Source organism: Actinomyces slackii, assembly GCF_900637295.1.
In the GTDB taxonomy this organism is placed as follows: domain Bacteria; phylum Actinomycetota; class Actinomycetes; order Actinomycetales; family Actinomycetaceae; genus Actinomyces; species Actinomyces slackii.
In genome coordinates this window covers 1,541,472-1,559,819 of the sequence record NZ_LR134363.1, presented here as the reverse complement: position 1 = coordinate 1,559,819, position 18,348 = coordinate 1,541,472, and the positions used below count along the sequence as shown (strand labels likewise).

Genomic DNA, 18,348 nt, shown 5'->3' with positions numbered 1-18,348 from the left:
TTCACACCTTGGCGACCGGGGCGTAGCGCAGGATGAGGCGCTTGGTGACGGTGACCCCGTCGATGACGAACTCCACGCGCGCCGTGGTCGAGCGCCCGGCCCCCTCCAGACCAACGACCGTGCCCAGGCCGTAGGAGTCGTGGCGCACCTGGTCGCCGACTCGGATCCCGGCCACGCAGGCGGGAAGATCGGCCGGAGCCTGCTCGGGCTTCCCGGCGCGGGCCCTGCGCGCCTCGACCCGCTTGGCCGCCCGGTCCTTGGCGCTCTCGACGCGCCCGAGCCGACCCGTGCGAGTCCCCGCGCCCACCGGCGGGGCGAAGTCATCATCCTCGGTGCGGGTCGACCGCCCGGCTCGCGATGAGCGCCCTGAGAATCCGCCCTCACCCCAGCCGCTGCCCCAGCCCGTGGAGCCGCGCAGGAGCTCACTGGAGGAGGCCAGGCGCTTCCACTCCATGGTCTGCTCGGGGATGTCGTCGAGGAAGCGGGAGGCCGGCATCGCATTGGCCGCCCCCCAGGCGCTGCGCACCGCTGCGCGGGTGAGGTAGAGGCGCTCGCGGGCACGGGTCAGGGCCACGTAGGCCAGACGACGCTCCTCGGCCAGCTCGGAGTCCTCGGCCAGGGCCCGCATATGCGGGAAGGTGCCGTCCTCCATGCCGGTGACGAAGACGGCGGGGAACTCCAGGCCCTTGGCGGTGTGGACGGTCATGAGGGTGATCTGCCCCTGATCCTGCTCGGGGGCGTCGGGCAGCTGATCGGAGTCGGCCACCAGGGAGACCCGTTCCAGGAAGTCGGCCAGGGATCCATCGGGGTTGGCGCCCTGGAAGTCGGTGGCCACGGAGTGGAGCTCGGCGAGGTTCTCCACGCGGGTGGCGTCCTGGGGGTCATCGGAGGCGCGCAGCTCGGCCAGGTAGCCCGAGGAGTCCAGGGCGGCATCGAGGATGTCGGCCACGCCGTCACCCGCAGCGAGCATGTGCCGCAGTGAGGTCAGCAGCTCGTGGAAGCCGCGCACCTGGTTGCGCGCCCTGGTGGTCAGCCCCTCGACGGCCGGGGGCTCGCTCGGCTCGGCGGCCCCCCTTGCCCCGGCCGCCCCGGCCTCGCCGGCCCCCTCGCGCAGGGCGCCGGCGGCGTCGGCGATGGCCAGGCCGAAGGAGATGGCGTGGCGCGAGGCGTGCTCCGCCAGGGCGGCCTCGGCCTTGTCCCCCAGGCCGCGCTTGGGGACGTTGAGGATGCGGCGCAGGTTGACATCGTCATCCGGGTTGTCCACGGCGCGCAGGTAGGCGATGGCGTCCTTGATCTCGCGCCGCTCGTAGAAGCGGGTGCCGCCGACCACCTTGTAGGGCTGACCGGAGCGGATGAAGACCTCCTCCAGGGCCCGGGACTGGGCGTTGGTGCGGTAGAAGACGGCCACATCCGCGGGCCGCAGCCCGTGCTCATCGGACAGGCGGTCGATCTCCTGGCTGATCCATCGGGCCTCGTCGTGCTCGGAGTCGGCCACGTAGCCCACCACCGGGGCGCCGTCGCCGGAGTCGGTCCACAGGTTCTTGGCTCGGCGCCCCGTGTTGCGGGCGATGACGGCGTTGGCGGCGGCCAGGATGTTCTGGGTGGAGCGGTAGTTCTGCTCCAGCAGGATGGTCCGGGCCGAGGGGTAGTCCTTCTCGAACTCCTCGATGTTGCGGATGGTGGCACCGCGGAAGGCGTAGATGGACTGGTCGGAGTCGCCCACCACCGTCAGCTCCCCAGGCGTCAGGGGCGAGGCGGCCCCTGAGGCGCCGGGGCCGACCAGCTCGCGCACGAGCACGTACTGGGCGTGGTTGGTGTCCTGGTACTCGTCGACCAGGATGTGGCGGAAGCGGCGCCGGTACATCTCGGCCACCGCGGGCCGGGCCTGGAGGAGCTGGACGGTGCGCATGATGATGTCGTCGAAGTCCAGGGCGTTGGCGGCGGCCAGGCGGGCGGCGTAGGCGGGGTAGACCTCCGCGAGGTGGCGCTCCAGGGGGTTGGAGGTCTGGGCGGTCTCGGCGAACTGCGCCGGCGTGATGAGCTCGTTCTTCAGGTCCGAGATGCGGTGGGCCAGGACCTTGGGGGTGAAGCGCTTGGGGTCGATCCCCAGCTCGCGCACGATGAGGGTGATGAGGCGGGTGGAGTCGGCGGCGTCGTAGATGGAGAAGGTCGAGCGCAGCCCCGCGGCCTCATGCTCACGGCGCAGGATGCGCACGCAGGCGGAGTGGAAGGTGGAGACCCACATGCGCTCCCCGGCCGGGCCCACCAGAGCCGATACCCGCTCGCGCATCTCTGCGGCCGCCTTGTTGGTGAAGGTGATGGCCAGGATCTCCCCGGGGCGTGCGCGACCGGTGGCGATGAGATGGGCGATGCGGTGGGTGAGCACGCGGGTCTTGCCCGAGCCGGCGCCGGCGATGATGAGCAGGGGGGAGCCGGCGTGGATGACGGCCTCGGCCTGAGCGGGGTTGAGGCCCTCGATGAGGGCCTGGGGGTCGGCGACGCTCACGCCCCAGGGCCCCGTGGCCCTCGCCTGGGAGCCGGCGCGCCCCTGAGGGCCGACGGCGTCCTGAGCCTGGGCGGCGGCCCGGGCCTGAGCTCCGGCGACGAGGGCGGCCAGCTCGGCCTGGCGCTCCTCCCAGGTGGGGGCCACGGCCGAGGCATCCTGGGGGGCCTGTTCGAGGTCCTCGAGGTCCTCGGGGGCAGGCGGGGCCTCGGTGGGCTCCCAGGCGTCGTCGGGGGCGGCCAGTGCGGGCAGGGCGGCCTCGGCGGCGGGCTGGGCGCCAGGCATGGGCAGGGCCCCGAAGAGGGCGTTCATCGCTTTACTCATGGCGAGCCAAGCCTAGATGATCGACTCCGCGGAAGGCGGGCAGGAGTCGGCCGGCCCGCACGGCAACGCGGGTCCTCCGACCAAGCCCCAGACGCGCAGCCGGCAACGGGCCGGGCCCCGCGGGGATGTCCCTGCGGGGCCCGGCCCATGCGGCTGTCAGGCCTGCGACTCAGCGAGCCACGGAGCCCTCGGTGTAGTCCTGGTCCAGGTCGGCGCGCCAGGCGAACATGGAGCGCACCTCACGGCCCACCGTCTCGATCGGGTGGCCCTCGCCCTTGGCCCGCAGCTCCTTGAACTCCGGTCCGCCGGCGGCCTGGTCCTCCATGAAGCGCTTGGCGAAGGTCCCGTCCTGGATGTCGGCCAGGACCTCCTTCATGTGCTCCTTGACCTCCGGGGTGATGACGCGCGGCCCGGAGACGTAGTCGCCGTACTCGGCGGTGTCGGAGATGGACCAGCGCTGCTTGGAGATACCGCCCTCCACGATGAGGTCCACGATGAGCTTGAGCTCGTGGAGGACCTCGAAGTAGGCCATCTCGGGCTGGTAGCCGGCCTCGGTCAGGGTCTCGAAGCCGTACTGGATGAGCTGGGAGACGCCCCCGCACAGGACGGTCTGCTCGCCGAAGAGGTCGGTCTCGGTCTCCTCGCGGAAGGTGGTCTTGATGGCCCCCGCCCGGGTTCCGCCCACGCCCTTGGCGTAGGACAGCGCCAGCTCCCAGGCCGATCCGCTGGCGTCCTGCTCCACGCAGACCAGGACCGGCACCCCGCGGCCCGCCTCGTACTCGCGGCGCACCGTGTGGCCGGGGCCCTTGGGGGCGACCATGACGACGTCGATCTGCTCGGAGGGCCTGATGTAGCCGAAGTGGATGTTGAACCCGTGGGAGAACAGCAGGGCCGAGCCCGGCTTGATGTTGGGCTCGATCTCCGCGGTGTACAGGGCGGCCTGGACCTGGTCGGGAGCCAGCACCACGACGACGTCGGCCCAGGCCACGGCCTCGGCGATGGGCTTGACGGTCAGGCCGGCCTCCTCGGCCTTGGCCACGGAGGCCGAGCCCTCGCGCAGGCCCACGACCACCTCCACGCCCGAGTCGCGCAGGTTGAGGGCGTGGGCGTGCCCCTGGGAGCCGTAGCCGATGATCGCGACCTTCTTGGACTGGATGATCGACAGGTCGGCGTCGTCGTCGTAGAACTTCTCAGCTGCCATGGTTGCTTCTCACTTCTCCTTGAGTTGGTCGGTGATGGATCGAGGGCCGCGAGTGATCGCGACGGTGCCGGACTGGACGATCTCCTTGACGCCGTGGGGCTCCAGGGCCGTCAGCAGCGCTTGGATCTTGGATTCCGAGCCGATGGTCTCGATGACCACCGATGTGGGGGCGACGTCCACGACATGCGCCCGGAACAGGTCGACGATCTGCAGGACCGCGGTGCGGTTGGAGTCGTCGGCCCGAACCTTGATGAGGTAGAGCTCGCGCGCCAGGGACGTATCAGGATCGAGCTCGACGATCTTGAGGACGTTGACGAGCTTGTTGAGCTGCTTGATGACCTGCTCCATGGCCAGCCCCTCGGCGTCGGCGATCACCGTGATGCGCGAGATGGCCTCGTGCTCGGTGGGCCCCACGGCCAGGGAGTGGATGTTGAAGCCGCGTCGGGTGAACAGCGCCGAGACGCGCGTGAGCACGCCGGGCTTGTTCTCGACCAGGACGGACAGCGTGTGCTTGTGGCTCACGTATCTCACTCCTCTTCCCACTGGGGGCTCATGCCCCGGGCGTGCTGGATCTCGTCATTGGACAAACCGGCTGCCACCATCGGCCAGACCTGGGCGTCCGCCGAGACGATGAAGTCCACGACGACGGGGCGGTCATTGATGGCGTTGGCCTGGGCGATGATCTCGTCAACATCCTCCAGGCGCTCGCAGCGCAGGCCCACCGCGCCATAGGACTGCGCCATGGTGACGAAGTCGGGGACCCGCTGGGTGCCCGCACCGGTGTGCAGGTCGGTGTTGGAGTAGCGCTCCCCGTAGAAGAGGGTCTGCCACTGGCGCACCATTCCCAGGGAGGAGTTGTTGATGACGGCGACCTTGATGGGGATGCCGTTGATCGTGCAGGTGGCCAGCTCCTGGTTGGTCATCTGGAAGCAGCCATCGCCGTCGATCAGCCAGACGGGTCGATCGGGGCGGGCCCGCTTGGCGCCCATGGCGGCCGGCACGCCGTAGCCCATGGTCCCCGCCCCCGCTGAGGTCAGCCAGGTGTGCTGCTGGTGGAAGTCCAGGTGGTGGGCGGCCCACATCTGGTGCTGGCCCACGCCGGTGACCCAGATGGTGTCCGGGCTGGCCGCGCGGCTGAGGTGGGTGATGACCTCCTGGGGCTGGAGCAGGCCGTCGTCGGTGTCCGTCCACTTGGTGGGGTAGGTGGCCCGGATGCGGGCGATCTCCTTGTGCCAGTCGGTGGTGTCGGCCGGCTCCTCGGCGGCCAGGGCCTTGCGCATCTCCTGGGTCAGGGCCGGGACGACGTCGGCCAGGTCGCCCACGATGGGGACGTCGGCGGTGCGGATCTTGGAGATCTCGGCCGGATCGACATCCACGTGGATGACGGCGGCCCGCGTGGCGAAGGTGGAGGGCTTGCCGGTCACCCGGTCATCGAAGCGCGCCCCCAGGGAGACGACGACGTCGCTTCGCTGCAGGGCGCCGACGGCGGCCACCGTCCCGTGCATCCCCGGCATGCCCAGATTGAGGGGGTGCTCGGAGGGCATGACATCCAGGGCCGTCAGGGTGGTGACGAAGGGGGCGCCGATGACCTCGATCAGCTCGGTGAGCTGCTCGACGGGCACGCCGGCGCGGTTGAGCCCTCCGCCCAGGTAGAGGACGGGGCGCTCGGCGGCAGCGATCGTCTCGGCGGCCTGGGCCACGCGCCGCTGGTTGGGCTTGCCGGGAGGCTGGTAGCCGGGCAGGTCCATGGCGGGGGGCCAGACGAACTCCGTGAGCCCCTCCTGGGCGTCCTTGGCCACGTCGACCAGCACGGGGCCGGGCCGGCCGGTGGAGGCCAGGTGGTAGGCCTCGGCGATGCGCGGCGCCACGTCCTGGGGCCGGGTCACCAGGAAGGAGTGCTTGACGAAGGGCATGGTGGCCCCGACGATGTCAGCCTCCTGGAAGGCGTCGGTGCCGATGAAGCGGCTGTTGACCTGCCCGGTGATGGCCAGCAGGGGCACGGAGTCCATATGCGCGTCCGCGATGGCCGTGACCAGGTTGGTGGCGCCCGGGCCGGATGTGGCCACGCAGACGCCGGGCCCGCCTGTCACCATGGCGTAGCCCTCGGCGGCATGCCCCGCGCCCTGCTCGTGGCGCACCAGGGTGTGGCGGATCTTCTCACTGGCCAGCAGTGGGTCGTAGAAAGGGAGGATGGCCCCACCGGGCATGCCGAAGATATCGGTGACGCCCAACTCCTCCAGTGCCCGCACCAGAGCCTGGGCTCCAGTCAGCAGCGACTGGTCCTGGCTCGAGGGAGCGTCCTTGCGCGGCATCGCTCGCCCTCCTTATCTGCACGTCGGGTCCCCGGCGCTCCGCCGGACATGGGAACATTAGGCCAGGTCACACTGCCAGTCACGTCGGGACCCTGTGATCTCACATCGTGGGACCACGGACTGCGGTCTCCGGCTCCCGGTCGCGGGATGACGGCGTTTGCCCCTCCCCCACGGCGCCCGACGACGGTGCTGGTGGTCACCCCGCCCCCCTGCGCGGACGAGCGGCTGGTCACAAAAACGCGCCGTGCGCGGTCTTCCATGGGAGCTGCATGGGAGCCGGCAGTCGAGCATCGGCCCTTGGTCCGATGCCGAGTCCCGCCGTGATGCCACAATGGGCCGCGTCTTTATTGCCTATGTTGATCACTGCCGCCCTGCGCGGTGGCGGAATGGAAGGCGGCGCGTCCTCGTGGCGGACACGATCCTTATTCATCTGGGCGAGAACGCCGTTCTCGTCCTGTTCCTCCTCATCGGTCTGGGCATGCTGCTGGGCCATATCAAGGTGATGGGGGTGAGTCTGGGCGCGGCCGCCGTCCTCTTCACGGGGATCGGCCTGGCGGCCTGGGCGGCTTCCCGGGGTGTTCCTATTGAGGTGCCTCATGAGATGGGCATCCTGGGCCTGGCGGTCTTCACCTTCGCGATCGGCATCCAGTCGGGCCCCAACTTCTTCCACGTGCTGCGAACGGCGGCCGGGCCGCTGGCGATCATGCTGGTGGTTCTGTGCGCCGCCGCTGCTGCCGCAGTGGGTGTGGGGCGCGCTCTGGGAATGGACACGGCCCTGATCGCAGGGACTTTCGCCGGCGCGATCACCAACACTCCCGCCCTGGCGGCCGCCGGCAACGCGGCGACTCTGGCCGGCCACCCTGAGGGTGTCGCGGTGGCCACGGTGGGATACGCGGTGGCCTATCTCTACGGCGTGATCGGCATGCTCTTCTTCTGCCTGCTGGCTCTGCGCTACCGCCGCAGCGACAAGGACACGCCCTCTCCCCTGATCAATCGCACGATCCGCGTGGAGCGCGAGGACGGCCCCGTCATCGCCGACATCCTGGAGACGACCTCCGGCGAGCTGAAGTTCTCCCGCCTCAGGCGCGGGGAGACCGGGCCGATCATGCGGCCGGTCGACGAGGACCGCTTGTTCAAGGACGACCTGGTCACGGTGGTGGGGACTCAGGATGCGGTCAACCAGGTCATCACTGCGGTGGGTCATGGCTCATCCCACTCCCTCCTGGAGGACCGCCGCTACCTGGACTTCCGCAGGATCACGGTCTCCGATCCCAAGCTGGCCGGTCGCACCATCGCGGACTTGGACATCGATCATCGCTTCGAGGCCACGATCTCGCGCGTGCGCCGCGGGGACGTGGACATGGTGGGCACCCCCGACCTGGTGCTCCAGGAGGGCGACCGTGTCCGCGTCGTGGGCCCCACGGGGAGGATGAAGGAGATCTCGAAGTACTTCGGCGATTCCTCCCGTGGCCTGTCATCGATCAACCCGGTGGCACTGGGCCTGGGAATGGCCCTGGGCATTGTCATCGGTGAGGCCCAGATCCCTTTGCCCTCCGGGGGCACCTTCGCCATCGGGGCGGCCGCTGGGACGCTGCTGGTGGGGCTGGTCTTCGGCAAGATCGGGCGCGTGGGCAGTTTTGTCACAGCGATGCCCTTCACGGCCACGGCCGTGCTGGCCGAGCTCGGGCTGCTGGTCTTCCTGGCACGCGCTGGCGTGACGGCAGGCGGCCAGATCGCGGAGGCCTTCACCGGCGGCGACTGGTGGAAGATCCTGGTGACCGGATTCGTCATCACGACCATCGTGGGCATGGGCCTTTACGTCACCATGCGGTGGATCGTCGGCATGGGCGGCACGCGGCTGTCCGGTCTGCTGGGCGGGACCCAGACGCAGCCGGCCGTGCTGGCCTTCGCCAATGAGCGCACCGGCGCGGACCCTCGGGTCGCCCTGGGCTACGCCATGGTGTATCCGGTGGCCATGATCGTCAAGATCTTCCTGGCCCAGATCCTGGGCGGTCTGTAGCCTCGGCCCGCTTCTTGCGCGCCTGAACGGGATGGGCCGGCATGGGCCGGTACGGGCACAGCGCCTGGCGGTGGCCAGGCGGCCACGGTCGGGCGCTGTGCTCGTCATGGCAGACAGTTCCCTGCCGTCCTCTCCTGCGGCTCGGGCAGGGTGACGCCCGCGGAGGTGGAGATGTCGTGGCGCCAGTTGTGGTCGGTGAGAATTCGGGCGAGCGCCAATCCCACTCCGATTGCGGTGATGACGAAGAAGACCTCGATGAGATTCCCGGCGGCGGCGTCGACTGCCACTGTGGGGTCGGCGCCGTGCTCGTTGAGGGCGGCGATGGCCCGGTAGAAGGGGACGCCGGGGATCATGATGACGACGGCGGGCACGGACAGCGCGACCCGCGACTGCGAGGTGCGCCGCACGAAGGCCTGGGCCATGAGCCCGACGACGAGCGCAGCCAGACCGACGGCGAGCTGCCAGGGCACGTTGAGCTGGTCGATGAGCGCAAGGCGGCCCGTATTGGCCACGGTGCCGATCACCGCCGAGTACAGGCAGGCACGGGGCGGTGCGTTGAAGAGGATGGCAAAGCCGTAGGCCGCCACGAAGGAGCACAGGCATCGCAGGGCATAGAGGAGTGGGCCTGTCAGGATGACGGTATTCGCCGCCTCGACCTGCCAGTGGAAGATGTGGGTGACGGTCCAGACGGCCACGCCCGTTGAGGTCATGACCATGAGAACGTAGGCCGATCGGGACAGGGCTGAGGAGAGGTCCTGTCGCACGAGGTCCAGCATGGCGGTGACCAGGGGGAAGCCGGGAACGAGGAAGAGGATGGCCGAGATGATCCCGCCTTGATGATTGCCTTCGACCGCACCGATGAGGCGCAGGGTGGCCACGGATCCCATGTACACGGATGAGGAGGCGACTCCGCAGGCGAGCCAGGTGAAGAAGTGCTGGTACTGGTGGACGAGCATCCAACGGCGGATGAACTGCCCCAAAGAGGCGGCGATGAGTACGGCCAGGCACTCGGGCCATCCGCCGCCATTGAGAAAGCAGAATCCAGCGCAGGCGACACCGGAGGCCAGAGCATTGACGGGCGCCGAGTACAGGCCGTGCATGGTCTCGACATCGTCGAGCTCGGCGTTGAGCTCCTCGACCCGCTGGTGGGCACGCAACTCGTGGACAATGCGTCGCAGTCGCTCGAGTCTGGCGACATTCACCCCTCCTCTGCGCACCTCGGTGGTCTCCGTGCGAAATCGGTTGCCCACGTAGGAGGAGGTCACGATCTCCGTCATGGTCACTGTGGCCTCGTGACGATCGATGCCAACCGCTGAGGCGGCACGAGCCATGGAGGACTTCACTCGGTATGAACCGGCGCCGGCGGCCAGCATGAGCCGCCCGAGGCGCAGGACGACTCCGGACTGCAGCATGAGGCGATCATCGAGAACAGGATCGCCAGCGTGAGGATCTGAGGGCGGGGTCTGTGAACTCACGGAGCCATGCTCCTCCTCCGCCGAAGAGCAGACAAGTCCGAAGGCCTCGCCGCACCGAGAGCCGCAAACAAAATGGCCGGGAGGGGGCCCACTGTTGTTGGTGGGTCCCCTCCCGGGTGTGGTGTGTGCTCGGTGGTGTCCTACTCTCCCGCACCCTGGCGGGTGCAGTACCATTGGCGCTGGCGGGCTTAGCTTCCGGGTTCGGGATGGGTCCGGGCGTGTCCCCTGCTGCTGTGACCACCGAGACGGTGGTGGGGCTCCCCCTCCTCGTGTGTCCCCGTGTGTGTGGGGTGGGGGGTTGGTGCGGTGTTGCGGGTATTCGGTTGTGGTTCCCACCGTGTGTGGTCCACTGTGTGTGGTTCACTGTGTGGTGGGGTTGTGGTGGTTTTGTGTGTGGGTTGGTCGTGGACTGTATAGTGGGTGCGTTGGTGTGTGTGCTCGTTGTGGTTCCCCGGTGTGTTCCCGTGTGCTCGGGGTTTCCCGAGCGTGTTGGGGTTTTGGGGGGTTGTTTTGTGTTGGCCTATTAGTACCGGTCAGCTCGGAGGCCATTGCTGGTCTTCCACTTCCGGCCTATCTACCCAGTGGTCTGCTGGGGGCCTTCCACCCACGGGGGGTGTGGAGACCTTGTCTTGGAGGTGGTTTCCCGCTTAGATGCTTTCAGCGGTTACCCGTTCCGAACGTGGCTAACCAGCCGTGCCCCGGGCGGGACAACTGGCATACCAGAGGTTCGTCCGTCCCGGTCCTCTCGTACTAGGGACAGGTCTCCTCAAGTCTCCTGCGCGCGCAGAGGATAGGGACCGAACTGTCTCACGACGTTCTAAACCCAGCTCGCGTACCGCTTTAATGGGCGAACAGCCCAACCCTTGGGACCTGCTCCAGCCCCAGGATGCGACGAGCCGACATCGAGGTGCCAAACCATGCCGTCGATATGGACTCTTGGGCAGGATCAGCCTGTTATCCCCGGGGTACCTTTTATCCGTTGAGCGACGACCCATCCACACGGGATCGCCGGATCACTAGTTCCTGCTTTCGCACCTGCTCGACCTGTCGGTCTCGCAGTCAAGCTCCCTTGTGCACTTGCACTCGACACCTGGTTGCCGACCAGGCTGAGGGAACCTTTGAGCGCCTCCGTTACTCTTTAGGAGGCAACCGCCCCAGTTAAACTACCCACCAGGCACTGTCCCTGACCCGGATCACGGGCCGAGGTTCAGGCGCGCACCATGACCAGAGTGGTATCTCAACAGTGACTCCACCACCACTGGCGTGGCGGCCTCAGCGTCTCCCACCTATCCTGCACAAGCCATGCCACACGCCAATACCAAGCTGTAGTAAAGGTCCCGGGGTCTTTCCGTCCTTCTGCGCGAAACGAGCATCTTTACTCGTAGTGCAATTTCGCCGAGCTCATGGTTGAGACAGCGGGGAAGTCGTTACGCCATTCGTGCAGGTCGGAACTTACCCGACAAGGAATTTCGCTACCTTAGGATGGTTATAGTTACCACCGCCGTTTACTGGGGCTTGAATTCACCCCTTCACCACCAGGGGTGGTTGAGGGCTCCTCTTAACCTTCCAGCACCGGGCAGGCGTCAGTCCGTATACATCGCCTTGCGGCTTCGCACGGACCTGTGTTTTTAGTAAACAGTCGCTTCCCCCTGGCCTCTGCGACCCTCCCCCCTAGCCCGCATGGGGCTTCAAGGGTTGGGCCCCCCTTCTCCCGAGGTTACGGGGGCATTTTGCCGAGTTCCTTAACCATGATTCACTCGTGCGCCTAGGCATACTCTGCCCGACCACCTGTGTCGGTTTCGGGTACGGGCGGCTGGCACCATCGCGTCGAGGCTTTTCTCGGCACCACAGGATCACCCTACTATCCCCCACCAGTGGTGGGGTCACCATCACGCCTCACCCCCGTCATCCAAGACAGGCCCCCGGATTTGCCTGGGGACCGGGCTGCGCGCTTGAACGGGCCAAGCCATCAGGCCCGCGGAGGCTACCACTGTGCGTCACCCCTGTTAACACGCTTGCCTACCTGCGCGGAGGGTCCCCAGACCCAGCCCCCACCACACCCAGCCACCACCGAAGCGGCAGCCAGGTGCTTGCGTGGGGGCCTGGGCGTGGGTCAGCACCCGCGCGTCAGCATGGTCGGTGCTTCACCGGTACGGGAATATCAACCCGTCATCCATCGACTACGCCTGTCGGCCTCGCCTTAGGCCCCGACTCACCCAGGGCGGACTAGCCTGGCCCTGGAACCCTTGGTCATTCGGCGCTAGGGCTTCTCACCCTAGTATCGCTACTCATGCCTGCATTCTCACTCCCGCGCCATCCACCCCTGGGTCACCCCGAGGCTTCACCCGGCGCGGGACGCTCCCCTACCACCCACCACCCCTGCCAAAAGAAGCCGGGACAAGCCCAGCCCTGGAGGGATCATACGTGGTGGGTCCGCGGCTTCGGCGGTGTGCTTGAGCCCCGCTACATTGTCGGCGCACGACCACTTGACCAGTGAGCTATTACGCACTCTTTCAAGGATGGCTGCTTCTAAGCCAACCTCCTGGTTGTCTGCGCGACCGCACATCCTTTCCCACTTAGCACACGCTTAGGGGCCTTAGCCGGCGATCTGGGCTGTTTCCCTCTCGACCACGGAGCTTATCCCCCGCGGTCTCACTGCCACGCTAGCGCCCGACGGCATTCGGAGTTTGGTTGACGTCAGTAACCCTGTGGGGCCCATCAGCCACCCAGTAGCTCTACCTCCGCCGGGCAACACGCGACGCTGCACCTAAATGCATTTCGGGGAGAACCAGCTATCACGGAGTTTGATTGGCCTTTCACCCCTACCCACAGCTCATCCCCCCAGTTTTCAACCTAGGTGGGTTCGGCCCTCCACACGCTCTTACACGTGCTTCAGCCTGGCCATGGGTAGATCACCCCGCTTCGGGTCCAGGACGCGCCACTGAATCGCCCCATTCGGACTCGCTTTCGCTACGACTACCCCACACGGGTTAACCTCGCGACACGCCACTGACTCGCAGGCTCATTCTTCAAAAGGCACGCCACCACCCCACACCCACAACAAAGCAGGCAAGGGCTCTGACGGCTTGCAAGCGCCCGGTTTCAGGTACTATTTCACTCCCCTCCCGGGGTACTTTTCACCATTCCCTCACGGTACTATCCACTATCGGTCATCAGGAGGTATTCAGGCAGCCAAGTGGTCTTGGCAGATTCACACAGGATTCCACGAGCCCCATGCTACTTGGGAACCCCACCCACACCAGGAACACCACCGGTTACGCCTACGGGGGTCTCACCCTCTACGCCACGCCATCCCAGACGCCTCGGCTACCAGCACACCCAGTGCCGCCCCCCGGCAGAGAGACGAACAGCAAAGCCCCTACAACACCGCGCACGCAACCCCTGCCGAGTATCACACGCACACGGTTTCACCATCATCCGCTTTCGCTCGCCACTACTCACGGAATATCTTCTCCTACGGGTACTGAGATGTTTCACTTCCCCGCGTCACCCCCCGCGCCCTAGACAATTCAGACACGGGTGACACGACATGACTCGTGCCGGGTCCCCCCATTCGGAAACCCTCGGATCACAGCCCGCCAGCCGGCTCCCCGAGGCTTATCGCAGGCCACCACGTCCTTCATCGGCCCCTGATGCCAAGGCATCCACCGAACGCTCAAAAAAACAAAACAACAACACCACCCCCACACAACAAAAAGCCATGCAGAAGCAATGCGACACAACAAACAAAACACATTCACAGCACTACACGCACCACCCCCACGCACCCCAGGACAACCCCCAGGGACACGCAACAGGCGGCACGAGATGCTCGCACCCACTATACAGTTCACAACCAACCCACCCACACCCCACCCAGACAACCCCAAGCACAGGGCCGCCCAGCAGGGCCGGGCCACCAGGGCGCACCGCCCCAGAACCCGACAGCATGCCACCCCCAACCCGGCCACCCCCACCCCCACAACAATGGGGGTACAGGCAACCACAGGCCGGAGCACCACCGGCCAGGACAGGACGACCAGCGCACCAGCGCCAGCCCCCACCCAAGCACAGGTGGTGGTTCCTCATACCATTACTCAATCCCCCACCACCTGCCGGGGTGGCGGGAGTCTCCCAATCGGCGCCAGCGCCCCTGGACCCGTGTCCATGCGCGTCCCGGACCGGGCCCCAGGCAGGGGGCCCAACTGGTTTGTCCGGGCCGCGGGGTCTGCCGCGCCGCTATTCGGGCTCCTAGAAAGGAGGTGATCCAGCCGCACCTTCCGGTACGGCTACCTTGTTACGACTTCGTCCCAATCACCAGCCCCACCTTCGACCGCTCCCCGTAGGGCCACGGGCTTCGGGTGTTGCCGACTTTCATGACGTGACGGGCGGTGTGTACAAGGCCCGAGAACGTATTCACCGCAGCGTTGCTGATCTGCGATTACTAGCGACTCCAACTTCACGGTGTCGAGTTGCAGACACCGATCCGAACTGAGACCGGCTTTAAGGGATTCGCTCCGCCTCACGGCATCGCAGCCCTCTGTACCGGCCATTGTAGCATGCGTGAAGCCCAAGACATAAGGGGCATGATGATTTGACGTCATCCCCACCTTCCTCCGAGTTGACCCCGGCAGTCTCCCGCGAGTCCCCACCACCACGTGCTGGCAACACAGGACAAGGGTTGCGCTCGTTGCGGGACTTAACCCAACATCTCACGACACGAGCTGACGACAACCATGCACCACCTGTGACAGCGCCCCACAAGGAGGAGACCACATCTCTGCGGCCAGCGCTGACATGTCAAGCCTTGGTAAGGTTCTTCGCGTTGCATCGAATTAATCCGCATGCTCCGCCGCTTGTGCGGGCCCCCGTCAATTCCTTTGAGTTTTAGCCTTGCGGCCGTACTCCCCAGGCGGGGCACTTAATGCGTTAGCTGCGGCGCGGAAGACCCGGAAAAGGCCCCCCACACCTAGTGCCCAACGTTTACGGCGTGGACTACCAGGGTATCTAATCCTGTTCGCTCCCCACGCTTTCGCTCCTCAGCGTCAGTAACGGCCCAGAGACCCGCCTTCGCCACCGGTGTTCCTCCTGATATCTGCGCATTCCACCGCTACACCAGGAATTCCAGTCTCCCCTACCGCACTCAAGCCGGCCCGTACCCACCGCAAGCCCCCAGTTGAGCCAGAGGATTTCACGACAGACGCGACCAGCCGCCTACGAGCTCTTTACGCCCAATAATTCCGGACAACGCTCGCGCCCTACGTATTACCGCGGCTGCTGGCACGTAGTTAGCCGGCGCTTCTTATCCAGCTACCGTCAACCACCCCACACAGGAGGCGGCCTGCTTCACTGGCGAAAGAGGTTCACAACCCGAAGGCCTCCATCCCTCACGCGGCGTCGCTGCATCAGGCTTGCGCCCATTGTGCAATATTCCCCACTGCTGCCTCCCGTAGGAGTCTGGGCCGTGTCTCAGTCCCAGTGTGGCCGTCCACCCTCTCAGGCCGGCTACCCGTCACCGCCTTGGTAGGCCATCACCCCACCAACAAGCTGATAGGCCGCGAGCCCATCCCCCACCAGTAAAACCCTTTCCCAGCCCCACCATGCAGCAGGACCAGAGCATCCCGTATTAGCCCCACTTTCATGAGGTTATCCAAGGAGTGAGGGGCAGGTTACTCACGTGTTACTCACCCGTTCGCCACTAACCAACCCCAACAAAAAGCCAGGGCCAGCCCGTTCGACTTGCATGTGTTAAGCACGCCGCCAGCGTTCGTCCTGAGCCAGGATCAAACTCTCCAAAAAAACCTCTTCAGAGAAAAAACTCTCCCGGCCCAACCCACCCACACACCACCAACACAGCAGCACGCGGGCAGGCCAAACCAAAACAAAACAACCAGAGCACCCCCTCAAACCACACAACCACAAACAGCCGCACAGCCCAAGAAAATGCCCCAGCCAAAAATGGCATAAAAAACATGACACACTATCGAGATCTCAAACAACACACCCACCAGACACAAACCACACAAAAATGCAGCCCGCACCCAAAGGCGACCGGACGATTATAATCAGGCGATCATCTTCTCGTCAAGACCAGAATTCTAGTGAATCAGATCTCCGCGAATAGTCGATGCGCTCCGTCTCGCCGGACTGCCTGTCGGGTCGATCGCGAGATCAGACCCGCCGAAGCAGCAGACCGTAGCCTACACCGGGCGACCGCAACGCCGTCAAGCCGGACTGACATGCTGCGCATCACAGTTTAGTTACACATCCCACCATAATTGATTGCAAAACTACTTGGTCGAGCCCCATGAACCCTCTAGGGTCGCCTTCATGACGGTTCAACCCTCAACGTTGTGCCGTCTTGATCGCTGCCTCACTGCGCAGCGCAGTCACCTTCACCAAGGAGTGCTTGTGTCAGCTTCCCGCAAGAGCGCCGTTCGCGGCGACCAGATCGTCACCCGCCCCGGCGCCCGGCGCGCTCTGGCCATCGGCCGCATCGTCACCGGCTTCTACTTCCTGTGGGCCTTCCTCGACAAACTGCTCGGCCTCGGCTTCGCCACGCCCCCGGAGGGCGCCTGGATCAAGGGGGCATCCCCCACTCAGGGCTACATCGAGCACGCGGTCCAGGGGCCCTTCGCCGGGTTCATCAAGGCCTTCGCCAACCCGCTCGGCGACGTTCTGTTCATGGCGGGGCTGGCAGGCATCGGCACTGCCCTGCTCCTGGGCATCGGCCTGAGGGTCACCTCGCTTGCCGGCCCCGCGCTCATGTTCTTCATGTGGCTCTCCGCCTTCCCGCCTGCCGCCAAGGGCGTGGCCACCAACCCGATCATCGACTCCCACTGGCTCTACGCCCTGCTCATCATCGCCGTCTGCGTGACCCGCGCCGGCGACACCTGGGGCCTGGGCAAGTGGTGGGCCTCCAAGGTCGGCGACTCCTGGCTGCGCTGAGTCGGTCAGACCCCGCGCCCACCGAGGTAGACATTTCCCGCCGAGATCGACGCAGACGACGTCGATCTCGGCGGGAAATGTCTACCTCGGTGCGGCCCATCTCAGCGCGCGGGAGGCCCGCTCAGGGGATGGCCAGCCCCTGCCTGTCCGCCAGCTTGCGCACCGCGCCCGCCACGGCCTTGGCCACGCGAGTGTCGAAGGCCCCCGGGATGATGTAGACCGGGCTGAGATCCTTCTCGTCGATGACCGAGGCGATGCCGGTGGCCGCTGCGCGCAGGAGCTCGGTGGTGATCTCCGTGATGCCCGTGTCCAGCAGGCCTCGGAAGAGCCCGGGGAAGGCCAGCACGTTGTTGATCTGGTTGGGGAAGTCCGAGCGGCCCGTGGCCACCACCGTCGCATAGTCGGCCGCACCGATCGGGTCGACCTCCGGGGTCGGGTTGGCCATGGCGAAGACGATGGCGCCCTCGTTCATGACCTCCAGGTCCCCCGGCTCGAGCAGATTGCCGGAGGACACGCCGATGAAGACGTCGGCCCCGGCCAGGCCTTCCTTGAGGGTGCCGGTGACCTGGCGCGGGTTGGTGTTCTCCGCCAGCCACTTGCGGTGCTCGTTCATGCCCTCGGTGTCCTTGGCGGACAGCGCGCCGTCACGGCCGTAGCCGACGATATCCGTGGCGCCGTGAGCCATGAGGAGCTTGGCGATGGCGCTGCCCGCCGCGCCGACGCCCGACAGGACGATGCGCACATCCTCGATGCGCTTGTCCACGATGCGCAGCGCGTTGATGAGGGCCGCCAGGGTGACGATGGCCGTGCCGTGCTGGTCGTCATGGAAGACGGGGATGTCCAGCTCCTCGCGCAGGCGCGCCTCGATGTCGAAGCACTTGGGCGCGGCGATGTCCTCCAGGTTGATGCCCCCGTAGGCGGGTGCGATGGCCTTGCAGATCGCGATGATCTCCTCGGGGTCCTTGGTGTCCAGGGCCACCGGCCAGGCATCGACATTGCCGAACTGCTTGAAGAGCACGGCCTTGCCCTCCATGACCGGCATGGCAGCCGCCGGGCCGATGTCCCCCATGCCCAGCACCGCCGTCCCGTCGGTGACAACCGCCACCGTGTTCTTCTTGATGGTCAGCATGCGGGCGCGCTCGGGGTGGTCGTAGATGGCCTTGCACACCCGGGCCACGCCGGGGGTGTAGACGCGGGCCAGGTCGCGCCGGTTGTGGATCGGGTAGGTGCCGACCACCTCGATCTTGCCGCCGACATGCGCCAGGAAGGTCGAGTCCCCGACGTTGCGGACCACAACGCCCTCGATCTCCTCGAGCCGGGCGACCAGCTCGCCACGGTGCTTGGAGTCGCGCGTATCGGCGGTCAGGTCGACGGTGAGCGTGTCACCGCCCGCCTCGGCGACGTCAACGCCAGTGACCACTGCGCCGGTGGCTGTGGCGGTATTGACCAGGCGCGCCACCGCCTTCTGGGAGGCCGGCACCTCCAGGTGCAGGGCGACGGTGTAACTGGGGCTGGGCTGGACCATGGGTGCTCCTCAGGAGTTGCGGGACCGATCGCGCCGACAT

General features: G+C 66.4%; 8 protein-coding genes and 3 rRNA genes. 2 read left to right on the top strand and 9 right to left on the bottom strand.

Features of this window, described 5'->3' with window-relative positions; genetic code table 11:
• Position 1: 1 nt before the first annotated feature.
• From EL266_RS06490 to EL266_RS06475, 4 genes are all read right to left on the bottom strand, one after another.
• A complete protein-coding gene (locus tag EL266_RS06490) occupies positions 2 to 2,827 on the bottom strand; it encodes a UvrD-helicase domain-containing protein (RefSeq protein ID WP_232012130.1) in 2,826 nt (941 codons plus the stop codon).
• 169 nt (positions 2,828 to 2,996) lie between these two features.
• Positions 2,997 to 4,028, bottom strand: coding sequence for a ketol-acid reductoisomerase (gene ilvC, locus EL266_RS06485; RefSeq protein WP_026428129.1), 1,032 nt, complete (start codon positions 4,026 to 4,028; stop codon positions 2,997 to 2,999).
• Positions 4,029 to 4,037: 9 nt separating this feature from the next.
• Positions 4,038 to 4,550 (bottom strand): acetolactate synthase small subunit, encoded by a 513-nt coding sequence (gene ilvN, locus EL266_RS06480; protein ID WP_026428130.1) that lies wholly within the window; start codon positions 4,548 to 4,550, stop codon positions 4,038 to 4,040.
• Between the two features lie 5 nt (positions 4,551 to 4,555).
• Positions 4,556 to 6,340: an acetolactate synthase large subunit gene (locus EL266_RS06475; protein WP_026428131.1), complete on the bottom strand. Its 1,785-nt coding sequence runs from the start codon at positions 6,338 to 6,340 to the stop codon at positions 4,556 to 4,558.
• A gap of 406 nt (positions 6,341 to 6,746) precedes the next feature.
• On the opposite strand from EL266_RS06475, the gene EL266_RS06470 reads away from it, so the two are divergent.
• A complete protein-coding gene (locus tag EL266_RS06470) occupies positions 6,747 to 8,360 on the top strand; it encodes an aspartate:alanine exchanger family transporter (protein WP_026428132.1) in 1,614 nt (537 codons plus the stop codon).
• A 104-nt stretch (positions 8,361 to 8,464) separates the two neighbouring features.
• On the opposite strand, the gene EL266_RS06465 is transcribed toward EL266_RS06470, so the two are convergent.
• The 4 genes from EL266_RS06465 to EL266_RS06450 all read right to left on the bottom strand — a co-directional run bounded on the left by EL266_RS06465 (position 8,465) and on the right by EL266_RS06450 (position 15,634).
• Positions 8,465 to 9,772, bottom strand: coding sequence for a threonine/serine exporter family protein (locus EL266_RS06465; RefSeq protein ID WP_026428133.1), 1,308 nt, complete (start codon positions 9,770 to 9,772; stop codon positions 8,465 to 8,467).
• 190 nt (positions 9,773 to 9,962) lie between these two features.
• Positions 9,963 to 10,080, bottom strand: a 5S ribosomal RNA gene (gene rrf, locus EL266_RS06460).
• A gap of 259 nt (positions 10,081 to 10,339) precedes the next feature.
• Positions 10,340 to 13,527 (bottom strand): 23S ribosomal RNA (locus EL266_RS06455).
• Positions 13,528 to 14,090: 563 nt separating this feature from the next.
• Positions 14,091 to 15,634 (bottom strand): 16S ribosomal RNA (locus EL266_RS06450).
• The 16S, 23S and 5S rRNA genes sit together here, the layout of an rRNA operon.
• A 612-nt stretch (positions 15,635 to 16,246) precedes the next feature.
• On the opposite strand from EL266_RS06450, the gene EL266_RS06445 reads away from it, so the two are divergent.
• Complete coding sequence (locus tag EL266_RS06445; protein WP_026426939.1) at positions 16,247 to 16,783, top strand: hypothetical protein; 537 nt, start codon at positions 16,247 to 16,249, stop codon at positions 16,781 to 16,783.
• 121 nt (positions 16,784 to 16,904) lie between these two features.
• Here EL266_RS06445 and EL266_RS06440 read toward each other — a convergent pair whose 3' ends face one another.
• Positions 16,905 to 18,308: an NAD-dependent malic enzyme gene (locus EL266_RS06440; protein WP_026426938.1), complete on the bottom strand. Its 1,404-nt coding sequence runs from the start codon at positions 18,306 to 18,308 to the stop codon at positions 16,905 to 16,907.
• Positions 18,309 to 18,348: the final 40 nt, after the last annotated feature.